This is a genomic window from Staphylococcus sp. LKG4-2 (assembly GCF_050955665.1).
Classification (GTDB): domain Bacteria; phylum Bacillota; class Bacilli; order Staphylococcales; family Staphylococcaceae; genus Staphylococcus; species Staphylococcus saprophyticus.
Map to the genome: position 1 here is coordinate 1,687,108 of NZ_CP194532.1, position 25,902 is coordinate 1,713,009.

Genomic DNA, 25,902 nt, shown 5'->3' on the forward strand with positions numbered 1-25,902 from the left:
GTGTAATAAGTTATTATTATCAGTTGAGAATCATTATCAGCTAATTTCATTATCCTACAAAAAAACTGAGAACCCAATTGGATTCTCAGTTTTTGACTATTAATCAATATTATTTTTCTGCTTTTTCTGCATCTCTTAATGGTGTACGTTTTTCAATAATATCATCTTCATAATCTTCTTGTTGATGTTGTACATAATCTTGCAATCTATGTTTATTTGGTGTCAAAGTAAGTCCTAAGAACTTACGCTCTTGGTTCGCATCTTTGTAGAATGAAATCATCATCATGATCACTACAAAGGAGAACGGTAAGGCACTTATGATGGCGGCACTTTGAATCGCATTCAATGCTTCAGCACCATTACCTCCACCAGCAAATAATAATACGAATGCAATTAATGATTGTGCGATACCCCATGTAACTTTAATCATAATAGAAGGCTCTAATGAACCATTTGTCGTTTGCATACCTAATACAAATGTTGCTGAGTCAGCAGAGGTAATAAAGAATGATGCGATTAATACTAATGCAATAATAGATAGTATAATACCTAGTGGAATTTCATTGAACACAGCAAAGAGTTGTGTTTCAGCAGTCATATCGAATAATTCTGGATTTTTCTTACCAGTTTCAATTCCAAGTACACCGAATACACTGAACCAAACGAAACTTACTAACGCTGGTACTAAAAGTACCCCAGCAATAAATTCACGAATAGAACGTCCTTTAGATACACGTGCAATGAAAATACCTACGAATGGGCTCCAACTTAACCACCAACCCCAATAGTAAAGTGTCCAACTAGACATCCATTCACGTTTTTGAGGGTTTAAAGCTGCAGTGTCAAACGTATTTAATAAGAATGAGTTCAACAAACTACCTGTAGAACTTGTCATCATATTTAAAATCAATACTGTCGGTCCAATGATTAAAACAGCAATCATTAAAATTGCACCTAAACTAATATTTAAATTACTTAAATATTGGATGCCTTTACTTAAACCAGACCAAGCACTCATAATAAATAGAATAGTTACAACTACAATAATAATTGCTTGTACCCAAACATTATTTGGTATGCCAAATAAATAGTGAAGCCCACCATTGATTTGCAATGCGCCCATACCTAGTGATACGGCAACACCTACTACTGTAGCGAATACAGCAAGCACATCAATGATTGTCCCAATTGGGCCTTCAACTTTATTTCCTAAGATAGGACGTAATGTTCTAGAAATTAATCCAGGTTCCCCTTTTCTAAATTGGGCATAAGCGAGCGCTAATGCAACTACGCCATAAATTGCCCATGCATGGAATCCCCAATGGAAAAACGTTGAACGTAAGGCCTCGGTATAAGCTGCTGCAGTTTTCGGATCCGCATTTGGCGGCGCTGCAAAGTCAGCCATTGGTTCTGCTGCACCATAGAATACAAGCCCAATACCCATACCAGCACTGAACAACATAGCAAACCATGAAATTGTATTAAATTCAGGTTTGTCGTTCGGTTTACCTAACTTCAATTTACCAATCGGGCTAAAGATTAGGAAAATACAGAAGAATACAATAAACGTTGTAAGAATTAAGTAATACCATCCTAGTTTATCAGTAATCCATAGTTTAATTGTATTCGTAACATGATCAAATTGTTCCGGTAACACTGCGCCGATAATAACAACAATCGCTACGATAATCGCACTATAGATAAAAACTGGAGATAATTTCTTACCATTAGGTTGGTTACTAGAAGAATTCATAATTAATTACTCCCTTTCTTATCATATTAAATTTTTCGAATCTAAATTAGAATGATTAGAATTTCTAAACACTACTATTTTATGTAATAGCCACGTATTACAATAACAAAACAATGAGTTAATATCAAATTTCATTAAATAAACTATTTTCTAAACTTTACATATAATGTATAATAAATTTTAAATTTAATTAAGAGGAGTTAATTATATGTTAAAGGAATTCAAAGAGTTTGCACTTAAAGGTAATGTTTTAGATTTAGCAGTTGCTGTAGTTATGGGCGCAGCATTTAATAAAATTGTTACTGCTTTAGTTTCATACATTATCATGCCATTAATTGGTTTAATTTTCGGTACTGTTGACTTTGCTGAAAGCTGGTCATTTATGGGTATTAAATATGGTATGTTCGTTCAATCAATTATTGATTTCATCATCATTGCATTCGCTTTATTCATTTTCGTTAAAATTGCTAATACGTTAATGAAGAAAGAAGAGGAAGAAGAAATCGAAGAAAACACTGTATTATTAACGGAAATCCGCGACTTATTACGTGAAAAAAATTAATTCGATTTAATTAGCATAAAGCGAAAAAAATTAAGCTTTTTTAAAATTTTCATAGTTCGCTCTAGTTTAAATCAAAAAAGCCAAGACATTTCAAAATGTCTTGGCTTTTTTCTTATTTAAATATATTTTTTTTATACTCTATTGTTTTTTAAAATGTGTTGTACTTTGATACTGTTCTGTGGTTACTTCCAATATAAGCGGTATTCTTTGCTTGAGTTCACTTACGTGAGAAATAATCCCAACCATGCGACCCGTTGATTTTAAACTTAGCAATGTATCTAGTGCAGTTTCTAGTGTTTCCTGATCTAAAGTACCAAATCCTTCATCTACAAACATTGAATCAAGTGAAATCCCACCTGATTCTTGTTGCACAATTTCACTTAATCCCAATGCTAATGCTAATGATGCCTGAAATGTTTCTCCACCAGATAACGATGTAATGTGGCGTGATTGATTTGAATGTGCATCGAACACATCTATTTCTAGTCCACTATAGCCTTGAGATATTTGAGCTCGTCTCGTTAATTGGTATCTCTGTCCCGTCATAATTGCTAAGCGCTGATTAGCTTGAGTAAGAATACGCTCCAAGTAATATATTAATACATAATTTTCCAACGTTAATTTTTGTTCATTTTTCCCTGCTAAAATTTCTGCTAATTGAAATACTTCTTGTTGAGATTGCAATTCACTATTTAACTCATCTATAATTTTATTTATTTCAGTTATTTTTTTAGAATTAAACTCCATTTTATAGTCATGTTGACTTAATTCAGTTGAAGCTGTTTCATATACTTGTTGCATTTCTTCAAATCGTTCTTTTAGTTGTTGTGTATCATCTAGCTTCTTATTATTTGTTTCAGCTTTTAGTTGCGCTATATATAATTCGTAAGATTGTTTCTCTTTTTTGAAAGTTTCAATTTCTTTTTCTAAATTTTGCTTTTCTGATGCTTGTGCTGTTACTTTTTCAACTTGTTCTATTGATGTAAAACCAATACGTTGCATTTCCTCATTGATTTTCATATCAGTCTCATTGATTTCAGTTTCTATTTCAGCAAGGTTATTTTTTAAATAAGTTACACTATTTTTTTCTATTGCTAAAGTACTCTTATAATTTTGTATTTTTTGTTCAATTTCATTTAGCGTTTGATCAAATTGGCGTATTTGATTATAAGCATCTTCAAATTTTGTTAAAAATTCATCAACCCGTTTATAACCTGTTGTATTTTCAAAATCGTTTATCGCAGTTTCATTTTCTTTTAATATGTGTTCTTTTTTTTGAATATTCATCTGTAAATCATGTGAACTTTTTTCATATTGTTGTAATTGGTCTTTTAATTTTTCTATTTCATTATTTTCTTCATCTATTTTTTTCTTTTCTTGATATTTCTTCTCAACTTCATCTTCTAGAGCTTCATAATTTATATTTTCCAATGAAGCTATAGTATATTTTGATAATTGCTCCTCAATGTGTGACAATTCACTTTCACATTTAATAATATCTCCTTTTACAGTAGCTATTTTTTCTTCTAATAGCGTGAGCTGTTGATGTCTTTCCATTATTTCATCAAAATCCACGTGACTCGATAATGTATGAATTTCATTACCACAGATTGGGCAAGTTTCACCAGTATGTAGAGCTGCTTGTACTGTTGCAATTACATCTTGTTTGTTGTTTAAATCTAATTTAGATTTATCAATATTATTATATTCCTCATTGAGTTGCACACGCTTTTGACTTAAATCTTTAAGATTACGTTGCTTTTGCATTTTTCTTTTCTCTAATGCATCATACTCAATTTTATCTTTTTCATTTTGCTTCAATTGTTTAATATTATTATTAAGGTTGTATATTGCTTCCGTAATTTGTTCTATCTTTCGATAATCAGGCTGACGTTGATTTAATTTAGCTGTAGTATCTTTGATTTCCTCATTTTTTTGAGTTAAATGCGCTTCTAAATCTGTAAATGCTGTTTTCGTGAACTGATAATTGTTGTAGGCATCTTTATATTTATTTGCTTTTTCAAAAAACAATTGCGTCTGTTCAATAAAACGCCTTAGTTCCTCAATATCATCTTGCTTCTCTTTAAGGTTATCCGCTTCAAGGTTACTTTGTTTTATCTTATCCTCCAAATCAAAGATACTTTTAGATTTTTCTTCAATACTTTGCGCTACTTTACCTTTTTTGGAAATTGTATTTTCTTTTACTTCTAATAAATTCGTAATGGGTCTTACTTCGTTGATTTCTGTTACACGCTTAACTTTTTCTTGGATTTCGTGTTCATTAACTAATAATGCTTCATATTTTTGTTGATTTTCATTGAGCTTATTTAAAGCATCCTCTAATTTAATATTATTATTTAAAGCATTTTCTGTACTGTTGACTTTATTTTTTAATATTTCTTTTTTCTGTTCAAAGTCATCTCGTATTATTTGTGCTTTCATTTTAAAATCTGGTAATACCTTAATGATATTGTTCGTTTGTCTAGCACTTATTACTTTATGCTCGCATAATGTTTCATCATCAAAAGTTTCCAATTCTTTCCAATGATTTTCTAAATCGTTGTACCTTTTTTCTATTTGCTCTCTTACTTCTTTTACATCATCAGATAATTTTTTTTGAATTTCTTCAAATCTCTGACTGTTAAACAGTGTTCTTAATATATCTTGTTTTTCCACACTTTTCGAGAGTAAAAATCGTTTAAATTCACCCTGTGGTAATATAAACAGTTGTCGAAATTGTTCAGCATTCACACCTAGTAGCGCTTTGATAAATTGATTACCACTATTAATTTTACTTTCTCTAAGTGCATAATCATCTTGTTCATATTGATAAACTGCTAGTTGCCCTAGTGTTTTATTTTTATTACCTTCCTTTATAAATGCACCTTGTCTTTGAATTTTAAAATATTGATTTCTTAATTTAAATTCAAATTCGACAACCATTGGTTTTTTACTTTCAGCAAAATGACTCCTTAAATCGCTTTCTTTTCTATCTTTTGTGGAAGCTTCACCAAATAATGCAAACACAATAGCATCAAATATCATCGTCTTGCCTGAACCAGTTTTTCCACTGATTAAAAAGAGTTGGTTATTTTCTACATTATTAAAATCAATTGTTTCATTTAAAAAGGGACCGAAATTAGTTAAATTCAGTTTAATGGGTCTCATTTATTTAGAACCCTCCTCAAGTAATGCTGTCATAATTTTTTCTATTTTTTTACTTTGATTCGTAGTTAAATGTTCACCCGTTATACTATTATAAAAATTATCAATTATTGTTTCATCATCTAATTTTTGAATTTCAATATTTTCATGGTGTATAGATGTATTAAAATCAAACGTCTGATTGGTTAACGCTAAAGTATTAGGATAAATTTGCTTCAAATGCATCATAGGATCACTCACATGTGACATATGCTTTAATTTAAAATGTAAATAATTTTCTTTATGTTTTACTTCTAACTTTTCTTGTATTGCATCTTCATAATTACCTTCAATCACTTCTAATTGTCTTAGAGGCTTTAATGGTATAAATTTGTCTGTTATTTTTTGATTTTTAATTTCTACTATTTTATAACCTTTTGGTTGTTTCGTTTCTGAAAATGAATATTGTAACAATGAACCACTGTAATTTATAAAATTAGATTCAATACTGAAAGGATGATGTAAATGTCCAAGCATAACTCTATCAAACTGATTAAATAGATTCTCATCAACTGACTCAACTGTACCTATAGTCAACGGCCTTTCAGATTCAGAGCGAATTCCACCTTGTACTGTTAAATGACCAACAAAAATATTCACTTTATTCTCATCTATGACTTCATGCATATATGCCAACACTCTGTTTAAAGCCTGTTGGTGTGTTTCTATAGCTTTGTCATCAAAGAAATATTGCATTTCATTTATAGTGGCAAAAGGCATTGTGTAAAAATCAACGTTCCCAATCGTTACTGGTTTATTCATATCATTAAGGTCAGTACGTATGTACATATGTGATTTTTCAAACCATTTTGAGCCATAATTTAATCTTTCCTTACTATCATGGTTACCATTAATCATAATTAAAGGAATACTCATTTCTAAATTTAATATATCAATTGTCTGTTCAAGTAATTGAATCGCATCTTTATTTGGATAACTTGTGTCATATAGATCACCCGCAATGACAATAACGTCGGGTTGTTCTAATTTCATTGCCTCAATAAATTTATCTAGTATATACGCTTGGTCTTCTAGTAACGACTTCCCATTTAATATTCGCCCTAAATGCCAATCCGCAGTATGTATGATTTTCATTATATCGCCCTCTCTTAGAACGTTTGTTCGTATTAATAGTTTATTATATTTTTCATAACGCTTCAAGTATATTAAAAGAGCCGTTTACCTTTATAGATAAACGGCAATAATTTATTGAATTAAATTACTTTTAACTTTTTTGAATTTATATAACATTGCTATTCTCCAAGGTACAATCATGCAAAATGCTAATAAGAAAAACATACCTGCAATTTCCCCTGGATCAATTTGGTTACTTATAAATATTTTGATTACTGTACGAATTAACAACAATGATATAAGAATAATTGGAAACGCTTTTGAACGTTTCATGTAAATTTCACTACCCTGTGTTTCGAATCTAGATGTCCAAATTAATATGGTAGAAAATAATAACCCCATAATGATACATTCTAAAATCTCAGTTCCAGTTAATCTAAAATAAGGTACCACGTACATCAATGCACCTGTTGCCATAAAAAATGGAGGTAGTATAATTTTCTTTTCATTTACGGGAAATTGTTGTGCTTTCATTCTGACTATAATGACACCAATACCCATTAAAAATGCGAAAACTATTGAAAATACTAAATACAACATGCTTACACCTTCTTTGTGTTTCTACAAGATGATATTTACCTTGGATAGTATATCACTTAATAAATTAATAATCAGTATTTATAGCCTAATTTATTATTTAATCTTCAAAATTTAAGGCTTAATGTTCATATCATGTCTTTTAGTTATGTAGAAAACGACATAGTCAAATGTTTATTCACAATATACACAAAATAAAACCAGCTTATATTTAAGCTGATTTTACTACATGTTTATTTATATTGCATTTGTTTGTGTACATGCGGACAATGCATCGTTTAAAGTGTATCTAAGATAATTCATATCATGTAATTGCATCGCGTTATGATATTTCTTAAATGCTTCGTCGGTCGGAAAGTTAATATGCATATTTGCTAGTCGATCAAGTACTTCTTTATCTTCCATGGCATAAGCATCCTTCACTTATTACTACCTCCCTTATATTCATATTATAACAAATTACAATCTATAATCAATTATTTTTCTGAATACTCGAATTTTTATTGTTATACTCTCCTACACTAATTACGTATTCATTCTATAAATTACCTATAAGAATATATTGTAAATTGATTATTGTATTCTTATTTTTCAAAAAGAATGTTATATAACTTATTTTTAAAATTCTCAATATCCTCATTCATATATTCATCTTATAACTTTTGACTTACACTATCTGTTGGGTAGTGAATTTTATCTTTTTCATCAGTTACAGCTGTGAAGTTAACCTTTGCAACTTGAATCGAATTTGGGAATTGAGTGTTACCATCGAGCAACCACTTCCTTTGATTTTTTGATGCACTTTCATAACCTTTATTATCTACATTTGTAGTATTAAGAAAAGGTATATTTTCATCATCTGAAATTATTATTTTCAAAAACATTCCAAATGCTTTTAATTCATAATTTTGTACCCGAATAATGAAAAAGAAGTTATGAAATACTAAACAATGTATTTATAAATGTGATTTAAAAATTCATAGTCATTTTGCCACTGTGTTGCCAGAGCAAAAAATAAGGGCTGAAAGTTACTTTTTACAAGTAGCTCCCAGCCCTTTAATGATGTTCTATTTAGATTTTTTCAATTGATCTTGTTGATTTTTATTCATCATTGTCATCATTTGATTTATTTTCTTTTGAGAAGGTTTTTGACCCATTTGCATCATCATCATTCGTAGCATTTCTTCATTGATTGGTGGGTTCTTTTTAAGATAATCCATCATATATTTTCTTGCAAGGAAAAATCCACCTACTAAACCTAAAATTAATGCTAACACGATTAATACGATTGCTAACCAAGTTGCCATTGTTTCACCCACTTTCCTATCCTAATGAATTTTACTAAAATTAGTGCTCATTTTCAAGAGCAACTCTATTTATATAAATTATCGATTCATGTATTATATCAATTTCAAAATCAATTTGTAAATATAAGCTTATTTTAATTATAAAATAAAAAATGGTATGAGAACTTAAGTTCTCATACCAACAAAATCAATTTTCACTACACTAATTAAAATGTTTGAATTTGATTTAATACATTTTCTTTAGTAAAGCCATATTTTTCAACAACTAAGTCTCCAGGAGCACTAGCACCAAATCCGTCGATACCAATTACTTTACCTTCTGTACCTACATATTTGTGCCAACCAAGTGGTGATGCCATTTCAATAGCAACACGTTTAGTAATTGATAATGGTAATACAGATTCTTTATATTCATCAGTTTGTTGGTCAAAAGCGTTCCAGTTTGGCATAGAAACAACACGTACACCTTTACCTTGAGCTTCTAAATCTTTAGCAGCTTCTATAGCTAAGTTAACTTCAGAACCAGTAGCTAATAGTAAGAATTCTGGTGCTTTATCTGATTCAAATACTACATAAGCACCTTTACGAACACCTTCTTCTACAGTTTCTTTAGAAAGATCCATAGTTGTAAGATTTTGACGTGTTAATACTAATGAAGTTGGTGTGCCTTCTGATTCTAAAGCAACTTCCCAAGCAACACGTGTTTCGTTACCATCTGCTGGACGAATGACGTTCATATTTGGAATTGCACGCAAACCAGCTAATTGTTCGATTGGTTCATGAGTTGGACCATCTTCACCAACAGCGATTGAGTCATGTGTAAAGATAAATGTTGAATTTAGACCCATAATTGATGATAAGCGTAATGCTGGTTTTAAGTAGTCGCTAAATACAAAGAATGTTGCGCCATATGGATGTAATCCGCCGTGAGCAGCCATACCATTTACAGCGGCACCCATTGCAAATTCACGTACACCAAACCAAATATTTTTACCTTCTGGTGTTTCTTTATCGAAATCAGGTGCATCTTTAACATTTGATTTATTTGAACCAGCTAAATCTGCTGATCCACCAAAGAATGAAGGCACTGTTTTACTTAATGCTTGAATCACTTCACCTGAGTCTGCACGTGACGCGCCACTGTGTCCAGCTTCAAAATGAGGTAATGCTTCACTATAATTGACAGGCAATTTACCACTGATTGCTAATTTAAATTCTTCTGCAAGCTCAGGATAATCTTTACTGTAAGTTTCTACAAGTTTATTCCATGCTTCTTCTTTTTCATTTGCACGTTTTAACATGCTTTGTTGGAAGATTTCATAAACTTCTTCTGGTACATTAAAGCGTTTTTCTGGATCTAAACCATAGTTTTCTAACGCTAATTTTCTTTCATCTTCTCCAAGTGGCGCACCGTGCACACCGTGAGAACCTTCTTTATTAGGCGCACCGAAACCGATTACAGTTTTAATTTCTATAATTGTTGGAACATCTTGTGATTTAGCTTCTTCAATAGCTTTATCAATTGCATCTAAATCATTGCCATCTTTAACTAAAATGTGTTTCCAACCGTAAGCTTCGAAACGACCTTTTACATCTTCAGAGAATGCTTTATCTAAATCTCCATCTAACGAGATATCATTTGAATCATATAAAACGATTAATTTATCTAATTGATTATGACCTGCTAAAGAAGCTGCTTCATGAGAAATACCTTCCATTAAGTCACCGTCAGAAGCAAGAACATATGTGTAATGATCAACAACGTTAGCATTTTCTTTATTAAATTTACCAGCTAAGTGTTTTTCAGCCATCGCCATACCTACAGACATAGCAAAACCTTGTCCAAGTGGACCAGTTGTTACTTCAATTCCATCTGTATGTTTAAATTCTGGGTGTCCTGGTGTTTTAGAACCCCATTGTCTAAATTGTTTTAACTCTTCTAATTCTAAACTACCTGAAACATGTAATAAACTATATAATAAAGCAGAACCATGTCCAGCAGATAATACAAAGCGATCTCTATCAAAGAAATCTTTTGATTGGGGGTTAAAATTTAAATGGCGTGTCCATAGTGTATATGCCATTGGAGCAGCACCCATTGGTAATCCAGGGTGTCCTGAATTGGCTTGTTCAACAGCATCGATACTCAATGCTCTAATCGTATCAACCGCTAATTGATCTTTTTCTTTATTCATCTAAATGACTTCCTTTCTTCTAACAAGATTCTATATCATTATACCTTATTTAATATCTATTTAACAAAATATTGATTTTCTATTTATCTTCTTTCTCTTTCGCATCTAAAATTTTCTTCACTTTATCCGGAGTGACATCATTACCTTCAGGATCAATGACTCTTGTACTTTCAATTTGTTGTTTAAAGTTTTTTCTAAAAGATTCTAGATAAGCTTTTCGCAATTTCGATTGTTCTTTAGCTTCATTTTCTGTAAGTCCTTGTTCCGTTTTCTTTTTTGCTAATTCATTAATTCTTTTTATATCTACACCATCTTTTTGAGACATTATAAACCTCCGTTATTATTAATATAAAAAATATAACAAAAAAGTGAACGAAACTAAATTGTTTCGCTCACCTTAACCCAACCTTATTATCATCATTAATCATTGTCTTTTATATATATTTTAATACATTGATGCCATTACGGGTTGTGAATCTTGTTCGCTTTTCTGCTCCAATTTAGTATTGTTTTGTTCGCTATTGTTAGATTGTTGCGTCATTTGGTGATCTGTCATTTCGTACGTCTGTTCTGAATTAGCGTTGTTATAAGCACTTAATATAAAAATTGCGCAAAGAACCATAGTTGCAATTAACACCATTGTATAAGCTTTTATTTGAGATTTATATATTTTTATCATTTATAGTCACTCCTAGAACGTTTGTTTGTATAGTTACTTTATCAGAACATTTGTTCTATGTCAACACCGAAACGAACAAACGTTTGTAAAACGGATATACACATGCTATAATTAGGTTAAATTAGATTAGGGAGTGCCTATTATGAGAGAGTTAACTAAACGACAAAATGAGATTTTTGAATATATAAAACAAACTGTTCACGCTAAAGGATACCCACCAAGTGTTAGAGAAATCGGTGAAGCTGTTGGTCTCGCATCTAGCTCAACAGTTCATGGTCATTTATCTAGATTAGAAGAAAAAGGTTATATTAGAAGAGATCCTACTAAACCACGTGCCATTGAAATAGTAACTGAACAATTAGGTGAACCTATTAATATGGAAGAAACAATTCATGTTCCTGTAATTGGCAAAGTAACAGCAGGTATACCAATAACTGCTTTTGAAAATGTTGAAGAGTACTTCCCTTTACCAGAACATTTCACATCTACACACAATAGTGATATTTTTATTTTAAATGTAGTTGGAAATAGTATGATTGAAGCAGGTATTCTTGATGGAGACAAAGTCATTGTTAGAAGCCAAACAATTGCCGAAAATGGTGATATTATTGTCGCTATGACTGAAGAAAATGAAGCTACAGTCAAACGCTTCTTTAAGGAAAAAGCACATTACCGTCTACAACCAGAAAATAGTTCAATGGACCCTATTTATTTAGATCAAGTTACTGTCTTAGGAAAAGTGGTCGGATTATTTAGAGAAATGTAATTGGTAATTTAGAGCAATTTAAGACACTCTCAAAAAAATAAGCGAATGCGCAATTGCGCATTCGCCTATTTTTTTCTATTCTTTTCTAAAACTTCTTTAACTTTTTCAAGTATATCTTCTGTTTTATCTTTTTTATTTGTTGTCATAACTTATCCATCCTCACAAATCATGGATACCCGTATACAACTATAATAAAACATTAGCCTGTATAATTTTCTGTCCAGTAAGGTTGCCTATTTTTATTAAAATCGACACCCACACCAAGAGTATTAAATTCTTTTTTAAGTATATTTTTTCTATGACCTAATGAATTCATTAAACCTTGGTGTGCATAAATACTACTTGCTTGACCATATGCTAAATTTTCTCCTGCTGCATTGAAATCATGACCATCTGCCTCCAATCTATCAAAAGGAGATTCTCCTGATAAATTGTTATGATCAAAATAGTTATTATCAGCCATATCTTTACTGTGTTTTCTGGCAGTATCTGAAATACTAGATGAATAGCTTAATGTATTTAAATTATGTTGAACCCTTTCAGCATTTACTAAATCAAAGTTTTGTAGTTCGAAACTTTGGGCTAAATTATCAGAAGGTGCACCATATTGTTGTTGTAAACGATTTTCCATTTTGTCACTAACCTGTAAAAGCGCAGTTAAGTTATTGTTCTCATGTTTATCATAAAATGCCGTTGTATAAATGCTGTCTTTATGAAAATTATCATATTCATCGTCTTGAACATCAAATTTTACGTTACCTTTTTGTTTATCTTTAATTGGTTCGCCAAGTCTATCTCGCACAATTTGTTTAGGTGTACCGTATTTAATTTTCGATTTAGAAGAAATTAGATTTTGATTACTATAAAGTGCATTCACTCTATCATCAATATAACTTACCATTACAAATGCTCTATAATCATCAGAATAATACGTATGCCACTGTGTGCCATATTCATTTGATGTCACTCGTTTAGCTTTGCCAAGTTTGTTATCGACGTCCTGTTTTGACATATTCATTTGAATATTATTCACAGCAAAATCTTGTTTATTAGGTACTTTCAGTTCATCGTTCGTTGCTGTTTCGCTTGAAGTCCAACTATCAACACTCGATTTGAGTTGCTGCTGTAACGATGTCATAGGTGCCGTTTCTTTGATAGGGACGACTAATACAATGATCAAAAAAATGACTATATATAATAAAAGTCTTCTGATTTTAAACACCTACTATAAATTTTGGTCTCTATCACCATTAAAAATTGAGTTTCTTACGATAACGTAATCTACTTTTCTTAATGAATTTAAGTCTTTGCCACCTGCATATGAAATTGAACTTTGTAAATCTTGTTGCATTTCAGTTAAAGTATTAAAAAGTGAGCCTTTATGTTCAACAAACATTTTTTTACCTTCAACGTTTTTATGTTCACCTTTTTGGAATTCAGATGCGCTACCAAAATATTCTTTATACATTTTGCCATCTAATTCCACTGTTTCACCTGGTGATTCTTCATGTGCAGCAAATAATGATCCTACCATAACCATTGATGCACCAAAACGAATTGATTTTGCAATATCACCATGTGTTCTAATACCACCATCTGCTATTATTGGTTTACGCGCTGCTTTACTACAATGATTTAAAGCAGATAATTGCCAACCACCTGTACCAAATCCAGTTTTAATTTTAGTAATACATACTCTACCTGGTCCAATACCTACTTTTGTTGCATCAGCGCCTGCATTTTCTAATTCACGTACGCCTTCTGGTGTACCTACATTTCCAGCAATTACAAATACTTCTGGAATATGTTTTTTAATATGTTTAATCATATTGATAACTGAATCAGAATGTCCATGAGCGATATCAATCGTAATATACTCAGGAATCACGTTTTCAGCAGCTAATGATTCAACAAAACCAAATTCGCGTTCTTTAACACCAACTGAAATTGAAGCAAATAAACCTTTTTCTTGCATCTTTTTAATAAAAGGAATACGACCTTCTTCATCAAATCTATGCATAATATAGAAATAATCATTCTCAGCGAACCATTCCGCTAATGTTTCATTCATTACTGTTTGCATATTTGCCGGTACTACAGGTAGTTTAAAACTTCTAGGTCCAAATTGAATTGTTGTATCACATTCCGAACGACTGTTTACAATACATTTATTTGGTACAAGTTGTATATCTTCATAATCAAAAATTTTCATTTTAACAAACCCCTAACATTTTTAATAAAACTTTTATATAATGGTAAGATTTTCATGATGTTAATGAGCATTATCATTGAAATAATTGATAATTTTATCATTTTTCCGAACAATAACTTTTTTATTTATCTTTTCCAATAGATAATATACATTGTTTTATATCAAATGTAAACTGACTTTAGTCGTAAATTACCAACTAGATTTTTTCACTCCTGGAATTTGCCCTTTATGTGCATAATCTCTTAATGCAATGCGTGACATACCAAATTTACGATAAACACCTCTAGGTCTGCCAGTTACTTTACATCTTCTTGTTAATCTCGTAGGAGAACTATCTCTTGGCAATTTTCTTAAAGCTTCATAATCGCTCTTATCTTTTAGCTCTTTTCTCAATTCGTAATACTGTGCAACCAACTTTTCTCTTTTCTGCTCTTTTGCTATTTTAGATTTTTTTGCCATCTATTTTCCTCTCCCTTTTACAAATCGTAATTATTACGTTTTATATCATAACATATTTTTCTATCTATTCAATCTTTAATCTTTAATTAATTTTTAGTGGATATGTATTTTAATGTAATTCTTCAAATTGCACATTATTAAAATGTTGAAAGATTAAATTTTATATGGTAATATTATAAAACGTAATCATTACTATTTGGAAAGAGGTGTTAACTTTGCGCGTAAATATTACATTAGCATGTACTGAATGTGGCGATCGTAATTATATTTCTACAAAAAACAAACGTAATCATCCTGAACGTATTGAACTTAAAAAGTTTTGTCCAAGATTAAATAAATATACGTTACATCGTGAAACTAAGTAGTACATTTCATTACTTATCTTTTAAATACGACATTTAAAAATTGGAATTTGTAATATATGTTGTTTTTTTAATTTAAAAAGCAGCATATTAGTCTAATGTTCTGAGTTTTGAACAATAGAGTCTGGGACAAAAATAGATGTCTCAGACTCTTTTTCGTTTAGGCAGTAGATGACTGAATAGAAAATGTAAAGTCCCACTGCTTTAAAGAACTACTACTTCTATTTATGAAAATTAGTAGTTCTTATGCATAAAAATGCTAGTAGACTTATACATGCGCTTCAGCTCTGAAAACTTTTCAATCCTAGTCATCCTACTTTTGTTAATAAAATTAAGCCTCACCTCAAAAAAGCCAGCGAAATAAATTTCGTTGGCTTTAAATATGATGTTTATTCAACTTGTGCTTATTTTATTATTAAATTGTGTTAAATTAGTCTTTAACTTCAAGATCAACATCATTAATGTCAATGCCTAATGCTTTAGCTACACCTTTACCATATTCACTATCCGCTTTATAACAATGACGAATATGACGGTGTTGTACTTCTAATGTTGTACCTTGCATTTCATTCGCTGTATTTTCAAAAATACGCTCTTGCTGTTCTTTAGATTGTAATCTGAATAAACGTCCTGGCTGTTCGAAGTAGTTATCGTCATCTTCACGGAAATCATATTCGTAAGCTTCGCCTTCTACTTTTAATCCAGGTTTTTTAAATTCAGGTTGATCTTCAAATGCACCTTCACTGTTTGGATAATAGTGCGTACTACCACCTTGATTGTTATCCAGAATTCTCATTTGACCATCTCTACTAAATGGACAGATATTTTCAATCCCTACACCTTTAGGTTGGTTTACTGGAATTTGCCAATGGTTCACACCTAATCTATAACGTTGTGCATCACCATATGAGAATAAACGTCCTTGTAACATTCTATCTGGAGAGAAGTCAATACCAGGTACAATGTTAGTTGGTGCAAATGCTGCTTGTTCTACATCTTGGAAATAGTTATCTGGATTGCGATTAAGTTCCCATTCTCCAACTTCGATTAGTGGATAGTCGCCTTTATACCATACTTTAGTTAAGTCAAAAGGATTATCTTTATGATTTCTTGCTTGTTCTTCAGTCATTACTTGGATATACGTTTTCCATTTTGGATAATCTTTATTTTCAATTGCTTCGAATAAATCTCTTTGTGAAGATTCTCTATCTTCTGCAATTGTTCGTGCCGCTTCATCCGGTTGTAAGTTTTCAATACCTTGTTGTGTTCTATGATGGAATTTAACCCAAACACGTTCACCTTTATCATTGTACATTGAGTACGTATGTGAACCAAAGCCATGCATATTTCTAAAGCCTTTTGGAATACCACGATCTGTCATCAAGATTGTTACTTGATGTAAAGCTTCTGGTAATGATGTCCAAAAGTCCCAATTGTTTTGAGCACTACGCATATTTGTTCTAGGATCTCGTTTAACTGCGTGGTTTAAACTTGCGAATAATTTCGGATCTCTAAAGAAGAATACTGGTGTGTTATTACCAACTAAGTCCCAGTTACCTTCATCCGTATAGAATTTCAATGCAAAACCACGAATATCACGTTCTGCATCAGCTGCACCACGTTCACCAGCTACTGTTGAAAAACGTGCGAACATTTCTGTTTGTTTACCTACTTCAGAGAAAATACTTGCTGAAGTATATTGTGTAATATCATTTGTTACCGTAAAAGTACCAAAAGCACCTGAACCCTTAGCGTGCATACGGCGCTCCGGAATCACTTCTCTATCGAAGTGTGCCATTTGTTCTAAAAAGTACCAATCTTGCATTAATAACGGTCCTCTTGGACCCGCTGTCATACTGTTCTCTCTATCTGAGACTGGCGCACCGAAAAGGCTTGTCAATTTTTTATTATTGCTCATTTTACTTCCCCCTTACTTCATCTAGATAATAATAATTATTATCTAGTATTTATTTTAATGTATCCTCCACGTAAAAGCAAACATTGGCTCACTAATTTTAATGACAATTTTCGCAATATTTAAACATTTTGTAATTATTACTCACAAAAAGCATTGCTTGTATTCAGTAAAAGCATTAAAATGTATTGTATATATAAAATTTCAATCGAATATAGGAGACTTTTTATGGCACAAAACAATATGAATCGCGGTCTAAATTCTCGTCATATTTCAATGATTGCAATTGGTGGTGCCATTGGTACTGGACTTTTTGTTGCAACTGGGAATGTCATTTCTCAAGCAGGACCTGGTGGCGCTATATTAGCTTATTTAATTATTGGAATTATGTTGTATTTCTTAATGTCATCAATCGGGGAGCTAGCAACTTTCTATCCTGTTTCTGGATCGTTTAGTTCTTATTCTACAAGGTTTGTAGATAAATCATTAGGATTTACCATGGGGTGGCTATATTGGGCAATATGGCTACTTGTAACGAGCGTTGATATTATTATTTCTTCAAGTGTACTTTATTACTGGGATGCTTTTCAATTTTTCAGTCCTGTCACATGGAGCATTATATTCTTATGCTTACTGTTCTTATTAAATATATTTTCTGTTAAAGCATTCGGTGAAACAGAATTTTGGTTATCTCTCATCAAAGTTGTAACCATCATCGTGTTTATTCTCATTGGTGTATTAACGATTGTAGGAATATTAGGTGGGAAAACTTATGGATTATCGAATTACACAACTGGTGAGGCACCATTTGTTGGTGGTATTTCAGGTTTTCTAGGCGTCCTCTTGGTAGCAGGCTTTTCAGTTGGAGGTACGGAAGTCGTTGCTGTTACTGCAGGCGAATCTTCTAACCCTGATCGCTCAATGCCAAAAGCTATCAGACAAGTTTTCTGGAGAATTTTACTCTTTTATGTATTATCAATCGCAGTTATATCAGCAATTATCCCTTATACAGACCCAATGTTATTGAATAAAAACGAATCGGTTTCTCAAAGCCCTTTTACCATTGTGTTTGATCGTGTTGGCATTGCATTTGCAGCTTCAGTAATAAATGCAGTTATTTTAACTTCTTTATTATCAGCAGCTAATTCTGGGATTTATACTACAAGTAGAATGTTATTCTCTATGGCAGAAGATAGACAAGCACCTAAGTTCTTATCTAAATTAAACAAGACTACAAAATTACCAATGACTGCATTAATTGCTACATTTGTAATTGTATTGTTCATCATAATACTAGCGCAATTCAAATCAGATATAGTGTTCTCGTTATTAAATATTATAGGATCACTCGTTATTGTGATTTGGGCGTCTAGTATCTTATCACAAATTAGGTTACGCTCTGCTATTAAGAAACAAAATAAAGATCCAAATGAAGTGTTGCCTTACAAAGCACCGTTTTATCCATTTGGACCAATTATTGTCATTATAGCGTTATTATTCTTATTTGTTGGTAACTCGTTAGATGCTGCTTTATCTGGAGATTTTGCCGCACTATTTAGAAATTTAGCACCTATGATTATTTTATTTGTAATTTATATCGTTCACAAATTTATTAAGAAAACTAAAATCGTCAAACTCAGTGAGATGGATTTGAAGAGACACGATTATAATTAAAATTAAAACATCGGAATAAACTGTTATGTGTTTATTCCGATGTTTTTTAATTTGCTAACAATTTAATTATAGAAGTAAGGATATTTTCACTGGTCAAGAAGTGTAGTATAATAACATATAATAATGACTTAACCTAGAGGTGGAAACTATGGTTGGACAAACGAATTTATTTGATGACATATTAGAGACTGAAGAACGTTTCGTTATAGTTGTGCAATCACTTGAGGAAAAGCATCAACGCTTAATCAAACGCACACTAAGAGAATACAGTAGTTTAGAGCATTCACAAATGGAAAGCCTCTTTGAACATTTAAAAGACCTATTTTTAGAAGAAACATTTGAGGAGGATCAGTCCGCATTTTCAATCACTGTTTATACAAACCTAGATTATGCTGCAGACCATGTCTATGCACATGTAAAACGACATCGAGGTAAAAATGAATGGACACATACTGCAAAATAAATACATCTATTAAAAAAGAGGTTAGGACTTTTATTTAAAGTTCTAACCTCTTTTTTAATAACTACTACAAATCGTAATTTCAGTGCGCATACAAACAAATAATTACAAAAACGATATTAATACATTAAACGCTTTAACTTTTATAAAATCTGTCTCAATGTATGTGGAATGCCATTGTCACTATTGCTCAATGTAATTTCATCAGCAACTGCTTTCACCTGGTCATTGGCATTGCCCATAGCAACAGCATGACCGACCACTTGCAGCATAGAAATATCGTTTGAACTATCTCCGAATGCAACTACTTCAGATAATGCAATATCTAATTTTTTAGATAAATCTGTTACTGCATTACCTTTAGAAACACCCTGTGCCATAAATTCTAAGAAATACGGCTTACTTGTTGTCACATCTATATCTTCATTAAAGTGACCAGCTAAGTCAGTGTTAAGTTTTGAGATAGTTGATACATAATCTACACCCATTACTTTAGGCACGTCATCCTGGATGAAATCCTTTAAATCATTTACATGTTCCATAGGTAACCCAGTTAATTCCGATTCTATATTCATATATTCATGTTCACCTTCGTAAACAATATGACCATCTTCATATGTTAAAATGAATAAATTATTTTTGCGACAATAATCCACAATTAAATCGAAATTTTCCTTAGTTACCGTTCGACTTTTTTCTACACTTTCAGTATTCACATTGACAGTTTTACCACCATTATAGCTAATTACATAACTTTGATATGTATCAAATTTTAATTTTTTAGCAGTTGGTAACATGCCTTCAGTAGGTCTACCAGATGCTAATACGACTTTATATCCTTGTTTTTGTATATCTAATAAATAAGATTCTGTCTCTGGACTCATTTGATTTTCATTATTCATCAATGTGTCATCCATGTCCATGACTACCATTTTATACTTACCCATGTTGCTAACCTCCCTTCAACGTCTATATTCTATATTACAACAGATTATTAACGTTGGTACAATACTTTAGTCGTTACACCTGTTTCATTGATTGTAACAAGTTCTGATCTACAATCTTTAAATTCACGCTTTAGTGCACGTACTAATTCGCCGCTTCGTTCAGGTGCTATTAATGTGAGTACTGTTGGGCCGGCACCACTAATTACTGTTGCGTATGCTAGATGTTGTTTCGCAATACCTTTAATTGTTTGAAATTCTGGAATCAAATGTTGTCTATAAGGTTCATGGAAACCGTCTTGTTCCATCATTTTTCCAGCTAATTCATAATTATGTTGAATTAATGCACTAATCATCGTATTACTAATTGCACTATTTTGAACTGCCTTTTCATGAGAAAATGTATCAGGTAATGCGTTTCTTGCATCAATTGTTTTTAATTTATAACTTGGTATCGTTATAATAATATCAACTTTAGGTGTATCAATGTAGGAGACATCTGTAACTTTTGTATCACCGTTATAATAACCAAGCACAAGACCACCATAAATTGTTGGCGCTACATTATCTGGATGCCCTTCAAAATCCGTCGCAAGTTGTAATAGTTCATATTTAGATAGTTCAATATCTCCAAAGTAGTTAGCGATATACAATGCACCCACTAAAGCCGAAGCAGATGAACCTAATCCTCTTGCTAAAGGAATTTCACTTCTCATTTCTACATTTAAATTTGGCAATTCAACTTCATATGTTTCAGCAACTTTTTGTGCGATTTGGTAAATGTAGTGGCTCTCATCATTAGGCAGTTCATCTACATTAGGTCCAATATGATTAAAAGACCATTGATCTTCATCGTTCACAGTAACGTCTAAATATAAGAATTTATTTAAAGCCATTCCTATAGAATCAAATCCGACACCTAAGTTAGCTGTAGATGCCGGAATTTTTAAATGTAACGCTTCTTTCATGCTATAGTGCCCCTTTGATGTAATCTAAAATACTCTGTCTATCATTTGGTAATGGTTTAATTGGATTATCTAATAGTGAAATGGCTGTATCAGGGTCTTTCAGTCCATTACCTGTTAGAACTGCAACAACTTTTTTGCCTTGAGGCAATTTACCAGCGCGATGTAATTTTATCAATCCTGCAATTGATGCATTACTTGCTGGTTCACTAAATACACCTTCATTGCGAGCCATTAATTGGTATGCTTCTAAAATTTCTTCATCTGTCACACTATCAATATAACCATTTGATTCTTCTAGTGCATTCGTCGCTTTATCCCAACTTGCTGGATTACCAATTCTAATTGCTGTTGCCACTGTATCAGGATTTTTAACAACTTTATTTTGAACGATAGGAGAGGCACCTTCTGCTTGAAAACCATACATGTTAGGCAATTGAGTGCCATTTTTATCACTATATTCTTTAAAACCTTTCCAATATGCAGAAATATTTCCTGCATTACCAACCGGTATAGAGAGTATATCAGGCGCCGAACCACCCAATTGTTGAATAACTTCAAATGCGCCAGTTTTTTGACCTTCAAGTCGATAAGGATTGACTGAATTAACTAATGCGATTTCTCCATTTTTTGCAACTTCTTGCACGATTTCTAATGCTTCATCAAAATTACCTTCGATTGAAACAATTTCTGCGCCATACATAACAGCTTGTGATAATTTACCTAGTGCAATCTTACCTTCAGGAATTACTACGATTGCTTTTAAGCCAGCTCGAGCAGCGTATGCAGCTGCAGATGCTGACGTATTACCTGTCGATGCACAGATTACGATTTTTTTCCCTTCTTCTTTGGCTTTGGCCATCGCCATAACCATACCTCTGTCTTTAAAAGAGCCTGTAGGATTCGCACCTTCATATTTCACATGGAGTTCAATGCCTAATTTTTCAGACATCCGTTCACAATATATGAGTGGCGTATGTCCTTCATTTAATGTTAGTGATGGTGTTGCTTCATTTACAGGTAAATATGTTTTAAATTCTTCAACTAAACCTTGCCAGTTTTTCATAGTTATTAAACTCCTTCTACTGGATAAATTTTCTTAACGATATATCCAGATTCTGTGATGGATGCTTCAGGATTTTCATCTATACCAACAATTACAACACCAACCGTATGAGCATCTCGCTCAGTTACGGCCAATGATTTATGAAACGGTAATTGACCTTTAAGTAACGTTTCAACTTTATTTACTTCTTCACCATCAGTTTGAACTACAACATAATAACTTTCTTTCTCTTTAAGTGAAACAGTTTCTGATTCATCCATCAGTTCTTTGGTTTTTTCAGTTTTTAATTCAAAGTGAGGCGGTAATGTATGCAAGTTAGTTTCAAAATTCAATGTGACATTTAATAAATCACTGACTACAGCACTACCAGTTGCTAAACTGCCTGCACCTTTTCCGTAAAACATTGTTTCTCCAACAGCATCGCCAATAACATAAATTGCATTAAATTCATCTTCTACCGCTGCAAGTTGGTGCGCTTTATTAATGAACGTCGGTGCAACTGAAGCTTGTACCTGTCCATTTTCATATGTTCCTTTACCGATTAATTTAATTTTGTAACCTAATTGATCTGCAACTTGAATGTCTTCAGATTCAACATCACTGATACCACGTCTATCGACATCATTTAAATTAATAACCTGGTTAAATGATAAATAAGAAGTAATGACCACTTTTCTTGCCGCATCAATACCTTCTACATCATCTGTAGGATCTGCTTCTGCAAAACCTAATGCTTTAGCCTCGTCTAAGGCAGCTTCAAAACTTGTTTGCTCTTTAGTCATTTTACTTAAAATAAAATTAGACGTACCATTCAGTATGCCCATAAATTTGCTAATGTTATTTGCATTCAACCCATTATTTATAGCATTTACAATAGGAATACCACCTGCAACACTTGCTTCATATTTCAACGCAACATCATTTTCTTGCGCTAAATCTTCTAATACATTTAAATGGACTGCTAATAAGTCTTTATTTGCTGTTACGACGTGTTTCTTCTGACTTAATGCACGTTTTAGCCAATCCACAGTTGGTTCAATACCACCCATAACTTCTACAATGATATCAATTGAATCATCATTTAATATTTCATCAATATCTTCTGTTAAATGATAACTCGACACATTTATTGGTCTTTGTCTTGATTTATCTCTAACTAAAATGTGTCGAATATTGATATCTTTATTCATTGTTTCTTTAATTTGTTCTCTATTCTCTTCTATAATTTTAACTACACCAGAACCTACAGTTCCTAAACCAAGTAAGGCTACGTTTAATTCTCTCATAACTTCATTCCTCCGTTGTTCTTCTTAAAAATACAATTGTACAGTTGAAAAATACTTGAATATGGTATAGTATAAATTCATTCATTATTTTTGTAAAGGTTCAATATTTAATCGTATATCTATCCTATCACTCCCGTGATAAAAACTAAACAAAATTTTCTGATTTTTTAGAAAGGTTGGTATTTACAATGAAAGTAGCTAAATTTGGAGGAAGTTCTGTTTCTAATGCAGAACAGATTAAAAAAGTATTAAATATCGTAAATTCAGATGTTGATCGGAAAATTATCATCGTATCAGCACCGGGTAAACGTCACAGCGAAGATGTAAAAACAACGGACTTACTAATTCGTTTGTATGAAAAAGTGATTGATAGATTAGATTACACGTCTAAAAAGAAAGAAATCATTCAAAGATACGCAGATATCATAGATGAATTAAACATGGATTATCATTTACTAACTTCAATTGATGAAACATTAGAGTCATACATTGCTACATTAAAAGATAAACCTTCTCGTTTATTAGACGCATTACTATCCTGTGGAGAAGATTTTAATGCGCAACTCATTGCAGAATATAACAATAGCCAAGGTATTCCTACAAGATATGTATCTCCTGGTGAGGCAGGCATTCAAGTTACTGATTTACCACAAAATGCACAAATCTTAGAGCAATCTTATAATACGCTATATAAATTACGTGAATATAATGAAAAACTCATAATTCCTGGATTCTTTGGGGTTTCACGACAAAATTATATTGTTACATTTCCAAGAGGTGGCTCTGACATCACAGGTGCTATAGTAGCTAGAGGTGTACGGGCAGACTTATATGAAAATTTCACTGATGTCTCTGGTATTTTTAGAGCAAATCCTACGATTGTTAAAAATCCTGAAGTCATCGATGAAATTACCTATCGAGAAATGCGTGAACTTTCTTATGCTGGATTTGGAGTGTTTCACGATGAAGCTTTACAACCTTTACACAAAGATAGAATTCCAGTTGTCATAAAAAATACAAATAGACCTGATGATATTGGTACATATATTCGCCATGATAGAGAAATAAATTCTAATAACATTGTCAGTGGTATTAGTTGTGATAAAGGGTTTACAGTTTTAAACATTAAAAAATATTTAATGAATAGACAAGTTGGTTTTACAAGAAAAATATTAGCTGTCTTAGAGGATTATGGTATTTCATTTGATCATATGCCATCAGGTATAGATAATATTAGTATTATTATGCGCTCCAAAGAAATCCAAAATAGAGAAGAACAAGTCTTAAATGACATTCGAAAAAATTGCGATGTTGATGAGTTAAGTGTGGAACATGATTTAGCTATCTTAATGATTGTTGGTGAAGGTATGCATAGAATTGTCGGTACTGCAAATACAATTACGCACGCGTTAGCTGAATCGAATATCAATTTAAAAATGATGAATCAAGGGGCATCAGAGATATCAATCATGTTTGGTATACATGTCTCTGATGCCGATAAAGCAGTCAAATCCACTTATGAATATTGTTATAATGGCATATGTTTAAAATCTTAAGTAGCTTTTATTATCGTTATATAAATCAAAAGATACTTAAAGTAGTTTTAATGATATGATTGAAGTCATACAAATTCAAACTCGCTTTAAATAATATTTCATAAATCAAGCCAAACAAAAATCCTTCAAATTCATTGTATCTGTTGGTTAAACTTTCCAATGATTTGAAGGATTTTATATGGCTTTTTTCTCTGATATAAGCACTTGATTAATTCTTTCATCGCCCACTACTAAACGTAGTATTACAAATTGATAATAACTCAATGAATCTATAACAATTCTATAATTTGGTAATTGATGATAATCAATAGGATCTAATAATTCATACATTAAAACGATTTCTGGCTTAATATAGTCTACATCCCATTTAATAGAGTGAAAATAAATATTTTTTTCTGGCAATCGAATATTATGATTCCATCTAAACATCCATTCTTCATCTTCAACATCATAGACAATGATAGTCATAATTAATTTTTCACCATCAAATATTTCTGCATGTGTAATATTTTCGAAATTTAATTCGTCATAATTAGATGATGCGTGATTGGTATCGTGGAGCACCTTACGATTGTCATTAGGAATATATTTTAAGACCTCACCTAAAAATTTTCTTTCAACGCTGATATCAACTTTACCATTCAGGTTAAATTCGTCACGTAAAAATAGTTGTTTGGCAACTTCACCATTAAATTTAAATAAGTTAGGTACATTTTCATTTAAAGATTTTACAATGTCTTTAACTTTTTCATTATTTTCATTATCCAAAAGTGCACCTCCTATAAAAGTAAGCGTTTCCAATAATACATATTATATAATTTGTATGCGCATTTTTCAATGCATTAAGCGCAAAAATGTGAAATAAA

General features: G+C 31.8%; 25 protein-coding genes. 6 read left to right on the plus strand and 19 right to left on the minus strand.

From position 1 onward, the window contains the following. Positions 1-109: 109 nt before the first annotated feature. Positions 110-1,753 (minus strand): glycine betaine uptake BCCT transporter, encoded by a 1,644-nt coding sequence (locus ACM6UH_RS08350; protein WP_048787421.1) that lies wholly within the window; start codon positions 1,751-1,753, stop codon positions 110-112. A 208-nt stretch (positions 1,754-1,961) separates the two neighbouring features. Here ACM6UH_RS08350 and mscL point away from each other — a divergent pair, with 208 nt between their 5' ends. Next, positions 1,962-2,315 (plus strand): large conductance mechanosensitive channel protein MscL, encoded by a 354-nt coding sequence (mscL, locus tag ACM6UH_RS08355; RefSeq protein ID WP_011303182.1) that lies wholly within the window; start codon positions 1,962-1,964, stop codon positions 2,313-2,315. A 138-nt stretch (positions 2,316-2,453) separates the two neighbouring features. On the opposite strand, the gene sbcC is transcribed toward mscL, so the two are convergent. The 9 genes from sbcC to sosA all read right to left on the minus strand — a co-directional run bounded on the left by sbcC (position 2,454) and on the right by sosA (position 11,371). Continuing rightward, a complete protein-coding gene (sbcC, locus tag ACM6UH_RS08360) occupies positions 2,454-5,483 on the minus strand; it encodes an exonuclease subunit SbcC (RefSeq protein WP_069793611.1) in 3,030 nt (1,009 codons plus the stop codon). After that, positions 5,484-6,614 (minus strand): exonuclease subunit SbcD, encoded by a 1,131-nt coding sequence (gene sbcD, locus ACM6UH_RS08365; protein ID WP_011303184.1) that lies wholly within the window; start codon positions 6,612-6,614, stop codon positions 5,484-5,486. 111 nt (positions 6,615-6,725) lie between these two features. After that, positions 6,726-7,193, minus strand: a complete 468-nt coding sequence (locus ACM6UH_RS08370; protein ID WP_002483379.1) for a CcdC family protein — start codon at positions 7,191-7,193, stop codon at positions 6,726-6,728. Positions 7,194-7,427: 234 nt separating this feature from the next. Beyond that, positions 7,428-7,613: a hypothetical protein gene (locus tag ACM6UH_RS08375; RefSeq protein WP_047503688.1), complete on the minus strand. Its 186-nt coding sequence runs from the start codon at positions 7,611-7,613 to the stop codon at positions 7,428-7,430. A 230-nt stretch (positions 7,614-7,843) separates the two neighbouring features. Beyond that, entirely contained in the window at positions 7,844-8,074 is a 231-nt protein-coding gene (locus ACM6UH_RS08380; protein WP_048787419.1) for a hypothetical protein, read from the minus strand. Between the two features lie 183 nt (positions 8,075-8,257). Beyond that, positions 8,258-8,497: a YneF family protein gene (locus ACM6UH_RS08385; RefSeq protein ID WP_011303187.1), complete on the minus strand. Its 240-nt coding sequence runs from the start codon at positions 8,495-8,497 to the stop codon at positions 8,258-8,260. A gap of 206 nt (positions 8,498-8,703) precedes the next feature. Next, complete coding sequence (tkt, locus tag ACM6UH_RS08390; RefSeq protein WP_048787418.1) at positions 8,704-10,692, minus strand: transketolase; 1,989 nt, start codon at positions 10,690-10,692, stop codon at positions 8,704-8,706. A 79-nt stretch (positions 10,693-10,771) separates the two neighbouring features. Continuing rightward, positions 10,772-11,017 (minus strand): DUF896 domain-containing protein, encoded by a 246-nt coding sequence (locus ACM6UH_RS08395; protein WP_048787417.1) that lies wholly within the window; start codon positions 11,015-11,017, stop codon positions 10,772-10,774. 120 nt (positions 11,018-11,137) lie between these two features. Then, the gene (gene sosA / locus ACM6UH_RS08400) at positions 11,138-11,371 is read right to left on the minus strand and encodes a DNA damage-induced cell division inhibitor SosA (RefSeq protein WP_041784811.1); all 234 of its coding nucleotides are present in this window, start codon (positions 11,369-11,371) and stop codon (positions 11,138-11,140) included. Between the two features lie 142 nt (positions 11,372-11,513). On the opposite strand from sosA, the gene lexA reads away from it, so the two are divergent. Then, positions 11,514-12,137: a transcriptional repressor LexA gene (gene lexA, locus ACM6UH_RS08405; RefSeq protein ID WP_069822220.1), complete on the plus strand. Its 624-nt coding sequence runs from the start codon at positions 11,514-11,516 to the stop codon at positions 12,135-12,137. Between the two features lie 199 nt (positions 12,138-12,336). On the opposite strand, the gene ACM6UH_RS08410 is transcribed toward lexA, so the two are convergent. The 3 genes from ACM6UH_RS08410 to rpsN form a co-directional block, all read right to left on the minus strand. Beyond that, positions 12,337-13,359, minus strand: a complete 1,023-nt coding sequence (locus tag ACM6UH_RS08410) for a CAP-associated domain-containing protein (RefSeq protein ID WP_011303191.1) — start codon at positions 13,357-13,359, stop codon at positions 12,337-12,339. Between the two features lie 3 nt (positions 13,360-13,362). Further along, positions 13,363-14,349, minus strand: coding sequence for a GMP reductase (gene guaC, locus ACM6UH_RS08415; protein WP_011303192.1), 987 nt, complete (start codon positions 14,347-14,349; stop codon positions 13,363-13,365). Positions 14,350-14,538: 189 nt separating this feature from the next. Then, the gene (rpsN, locus tag ACM6UH_RS08420) at positions 14,539-14,808 is read right to left on the minus strand and encodes a 30S ribosomal protein S14 (protein ID WP_048787416.1); all 270 of its coding nucleotides are present in this window, start codon (positions 14,806-14,808) and stop codon (positions 14,539-14,541) included. Between the two features lie 215 nt (positions 14,809-15,023). Between rpsN and rpmG the strand changes: the two genes are divergently transcribed. Continuing rightward, entirely contained in the window at positions 15,024-15,173 is a 150-nt protein-coding gene (gene rpmG / locus ACM6UH_RS08425) for a 50S ribosomal protein L33 (protein WP_011303194.1), read from the plus strand. 427 nt (positions 15,174-15,600) lie between these two features. Here the strand turns inward: rpmG and ACM6UH_RS08430 are convergent, their stop codons facing one another. After that, complete coding sequence (locus tag ACM6UH_RS08430) at positions 15,601-17,088, minus strand: catalase (RefSeq protein WP_047503682.1); 1,488 nt, start codon at positions 17,086-17,088, stop codon at positions 15,601-15,603. A gap of 225 nt (positions 17,089-17,313) precedes the next feature. Between ACM6UH_RS08430 and ACM6UH_RS08435 the strand changes: the two genes are divergently transcribed. After that, entirely contained in the window at positions 17,314-18,759 is a 1,446-nt protein-coding gene (locus ACM6UH_RS08435; protein ID WP_037538480.1) for an amino acid permease, read from the plus strand. 148 nt (positions 18,760-18,907) lie between these two features. After that, positions 18,908-19,222, plus strand: coding sequence for a hypothetical protein (locus ACM6UH_RS08440; protein ID WP_011303205.1), 315 nt, complete (start codon positions 18,908-18,910; stop codon positions 19,220-19,222). 140 nt (positions 19,223-19,362) lie between these two features. On the opposite strand, the gene ACM6UH_RS08445 is transcribed toward ACM6UH_RS08440, so the two are convergent. Genes ACM6UH_RS08445 through ACM6UH_RS08460 form a run of 4 tightly spaced genes read right to left on the minus strand, consistent with a single transcriptional unit; the run spans position 19,363 to position 23,480 of the window. Next, positions 19,363-20,166: a Cof-type HAD-IIB family hydrolase gene (locus ACM6UH_RS08445; RefSeq protein WP_011303206.1), complete on the minus strand. Its 804-nt coding sequence runs from the start codon at positions 20,164-20,166 to the stop codon at positions 19,363-19,365. Positions 20,167-20,213: 47 nt separating this feature from the next. Beyond that, positions 20,214-21,131: a homoserine kinase gene (thrB, locus tag ACM6UH_RS08450; RefSeq protein WP_002483395.1), complete on the minus strand. Its 918-nt coding sequence runs from the start codon at positions 21,129-21,131 to the stop codon at positions 20,214-20,216. A gap of 1 nt (position 21,132) precedes the next feature. Further along, entirely contained in the window at positions 21,133-22,194 is a 1,062-nt protein-coding gene (gene thrC / locus ACM6UH_RS08455; protein ID WP_011303207.1) for a threonine synthase, read from the minus strand. 5 nt (positions 22,195-22,199) lie between these two features. Continuing rightward, complete coding sequence (locus ACM6UH_RS08460; protein ID WP_011303208.1) at positions 22,200-23,480, minus strand: homoserine dehydrogenase; 1,281 nt, start codon at positions 23,478-23,480, stop codon at positions 22,200-22,202. A 188-nt stretch (positions 23,481-23,668) separates the two neighbouring features. On the opposite strand from ACM6UH_RS08460, the gene ACM6UH_RS08465 reads away from it, so the two are divergent. Continuing rightward, on the plus strand, positions 23,669-25,036 hold the full coding sequence (locus tag ACM6UH_RS08465) for an aspartate kinase (RefSeq protein ID WP_048787415.1): 1,368 nt from the start codon (positions 23,669-23,671) through the stop codon (positions 25,034-25,036). 174 nt (positions 25,037-25,210) lie between these two features. On the opposite strand, the gene ACM6UH_RS08470 is transcribed toward ACM6UH_RS08465, so the two are convergent. Next, on the minus strand, positions 25,211-25,804 hold the full coding sequence (locus ACM6UH_RS08470) for a hypothetical protein (RefSeq protein WP_011303210.1): 594 nt from the start codon (positions 25,802-25,804) through the stop codon (positions 25,211-25,213). Positions 25,805-25,902 lie beyond the last annotated feature (98 nt).

What these genes read in the sequence shown, in the direction of transcription:
- ACM6UH_RS08350 (WP_048787421.1), bottom strand. Translation starts at nt 1,753, where the DNA reads ATGAATTCTTCTAGTAACCAACCTAATGGTAAGAAATTATCTCCAGTT.
- mscL (WP_011303182.1), top strand. Translation starts at nt 1,962, where the DNA reads ATGTTAAAGGAATTCAAAGAGTTTGCACTTAAAGGTAATGTTTTAGAT.
- sbcC (WP_069793611.1), bottom strand. Translation starts at nt 5,483, where the DNA reads ATGAGACCCATTAAACTGAATTTAACTAATTTCGGTCCCTTTTTAAAT.
- sbcD (WP_011303184.1), bottom strand. Translation starts at nt 6,614, where the DNA reads ATGAAAATCATACATACTGCGGATTGGCATTTAGGGCGAATATTAAAT.
- ACM6UH_RS08370 (WP_002483379.1), bottom strand. Translation starts at nt 7,193, where the DNA reads ATGTTGTATTTAGTATTTTCAATAGTTTTCGCATTTTTAATGGGTATT.
- ACM6UH_RS08380 (WP_048787419.1), bottom strand. Translation starts at nt 8,074, where the DNA reads ATGTTTTTGAAAATAATAATTTCAGATGATGAAAATATACCTTTTCTT.
- ACM6UH_RS08385 (WP_011303187.1), bottom strand. Translation starts at nt 8,497, where the DNA reads ATGGCAACTTGGTTAGCAATCGTATTAATCGTGTTAGCATTAATTTTA.
- tkt (WP_048787418.1), bottom strand. Translation starts at nt 10,692, where the DNA reads ATGAATAAAGAAAAAGATCAATTAGCGGTTGATACGATTAGAGCATTG.
- ACM6UH_RS08395 (WP_048787417.1), bottom strand. Translation starts at nt 11,017, where the DNA reads ATGTCTCAAAAAGATGGTGTAGATATAAAAAGAATTAATGAATTAGCA.
- sosA (WP_041784811.1), bottom strand. Translation starts at nt 11,371, where the DNA reads ATGATAAAAATATATAAATCTCAAATAAAAGCTTATACAATGGTGTTA.
- lexA (WP_069822220.1), top strand. Translation starts at nt 11,514, where the DNA reads ATGAGAGAGTTAACTAAACGACAAAATGAGATTTTTGAATATATAAAA.
- guaC (WP_011303192.1), bottom strand. Translation starts at nt 14,349, where the DNA reads ATGAAAATTTTTGATTATGAAGATATACAACTTGTACCAAATAAATGT.
- rpsN (WP_048787416.1), bottom strand. Translation starts at nt 14,808, where the DNA reads ATGGCAAAAAAATCTAAAATAGCAAAAGAGCAGAAAAGAGAAAAGTTG.
- ACM6UH_RS08430 (WP_047503682.1), bottom strand. Translation starts at nt 17,088, where the DNA reads ATGAGCAATAATAAAAAATTGACAAGCCTTTTCGGTGCGCCAGTCTCA.
- ACM6UH_RS08435 (WP_037538480.1), top strand. Translation starts at nt 17,314, where the DNA reads ATGGCACAAAACAATATGAATCGCGGTCTAAATTCTCGTCATATTTCA.
- ACM6UH_RS08440 (WP_011303205.1), top strand. Translation starts at nt 18,908, where the DNA reads ATGGTTGGACAAACGAATTTATTTGATGACATATTAGAGACTGAAGAA.
- ACM6UH_RS08445 (WP_011303206.1), bottom strand. Translation starts at nt 20,166, where the DNA reads ATGGGTAAGTATAAAATGGTAGTCATGGACATGGATGACACATTGATG.
- thrB (WP_002483395.1), bottom strand. Translation starts at nt 21,131, where the DNA reads ATGAAAGAAGCGTTACATTTAAAAATTCCGGCATCTACAGCTAACTTA.
- thrC (WP_011303207.1), bottom strand. Translation starts at nt 22,194, where the DNA reads ATGAAAAACTGGCAAGGTTTAGTTGAAGAATTTAAAACATATTTACCT.
- ACM6UH_RS08460 (WP_011303208.1), bottom strand. Translation starts at nt 23,480, where the DNA reads ATGAGAGAATTAAACGTAGCCTTACTTGGTTTAGGAACTGTAGGTTCT.
- ACM6UH_RS08465 (WP_048787415.1), top strand. Translation starts at nt 23,669, where the DNA reads ATGAAAGTAGCTAAATTTGGAGGAAGTTCTGTTTCTAATGCAGAACAG.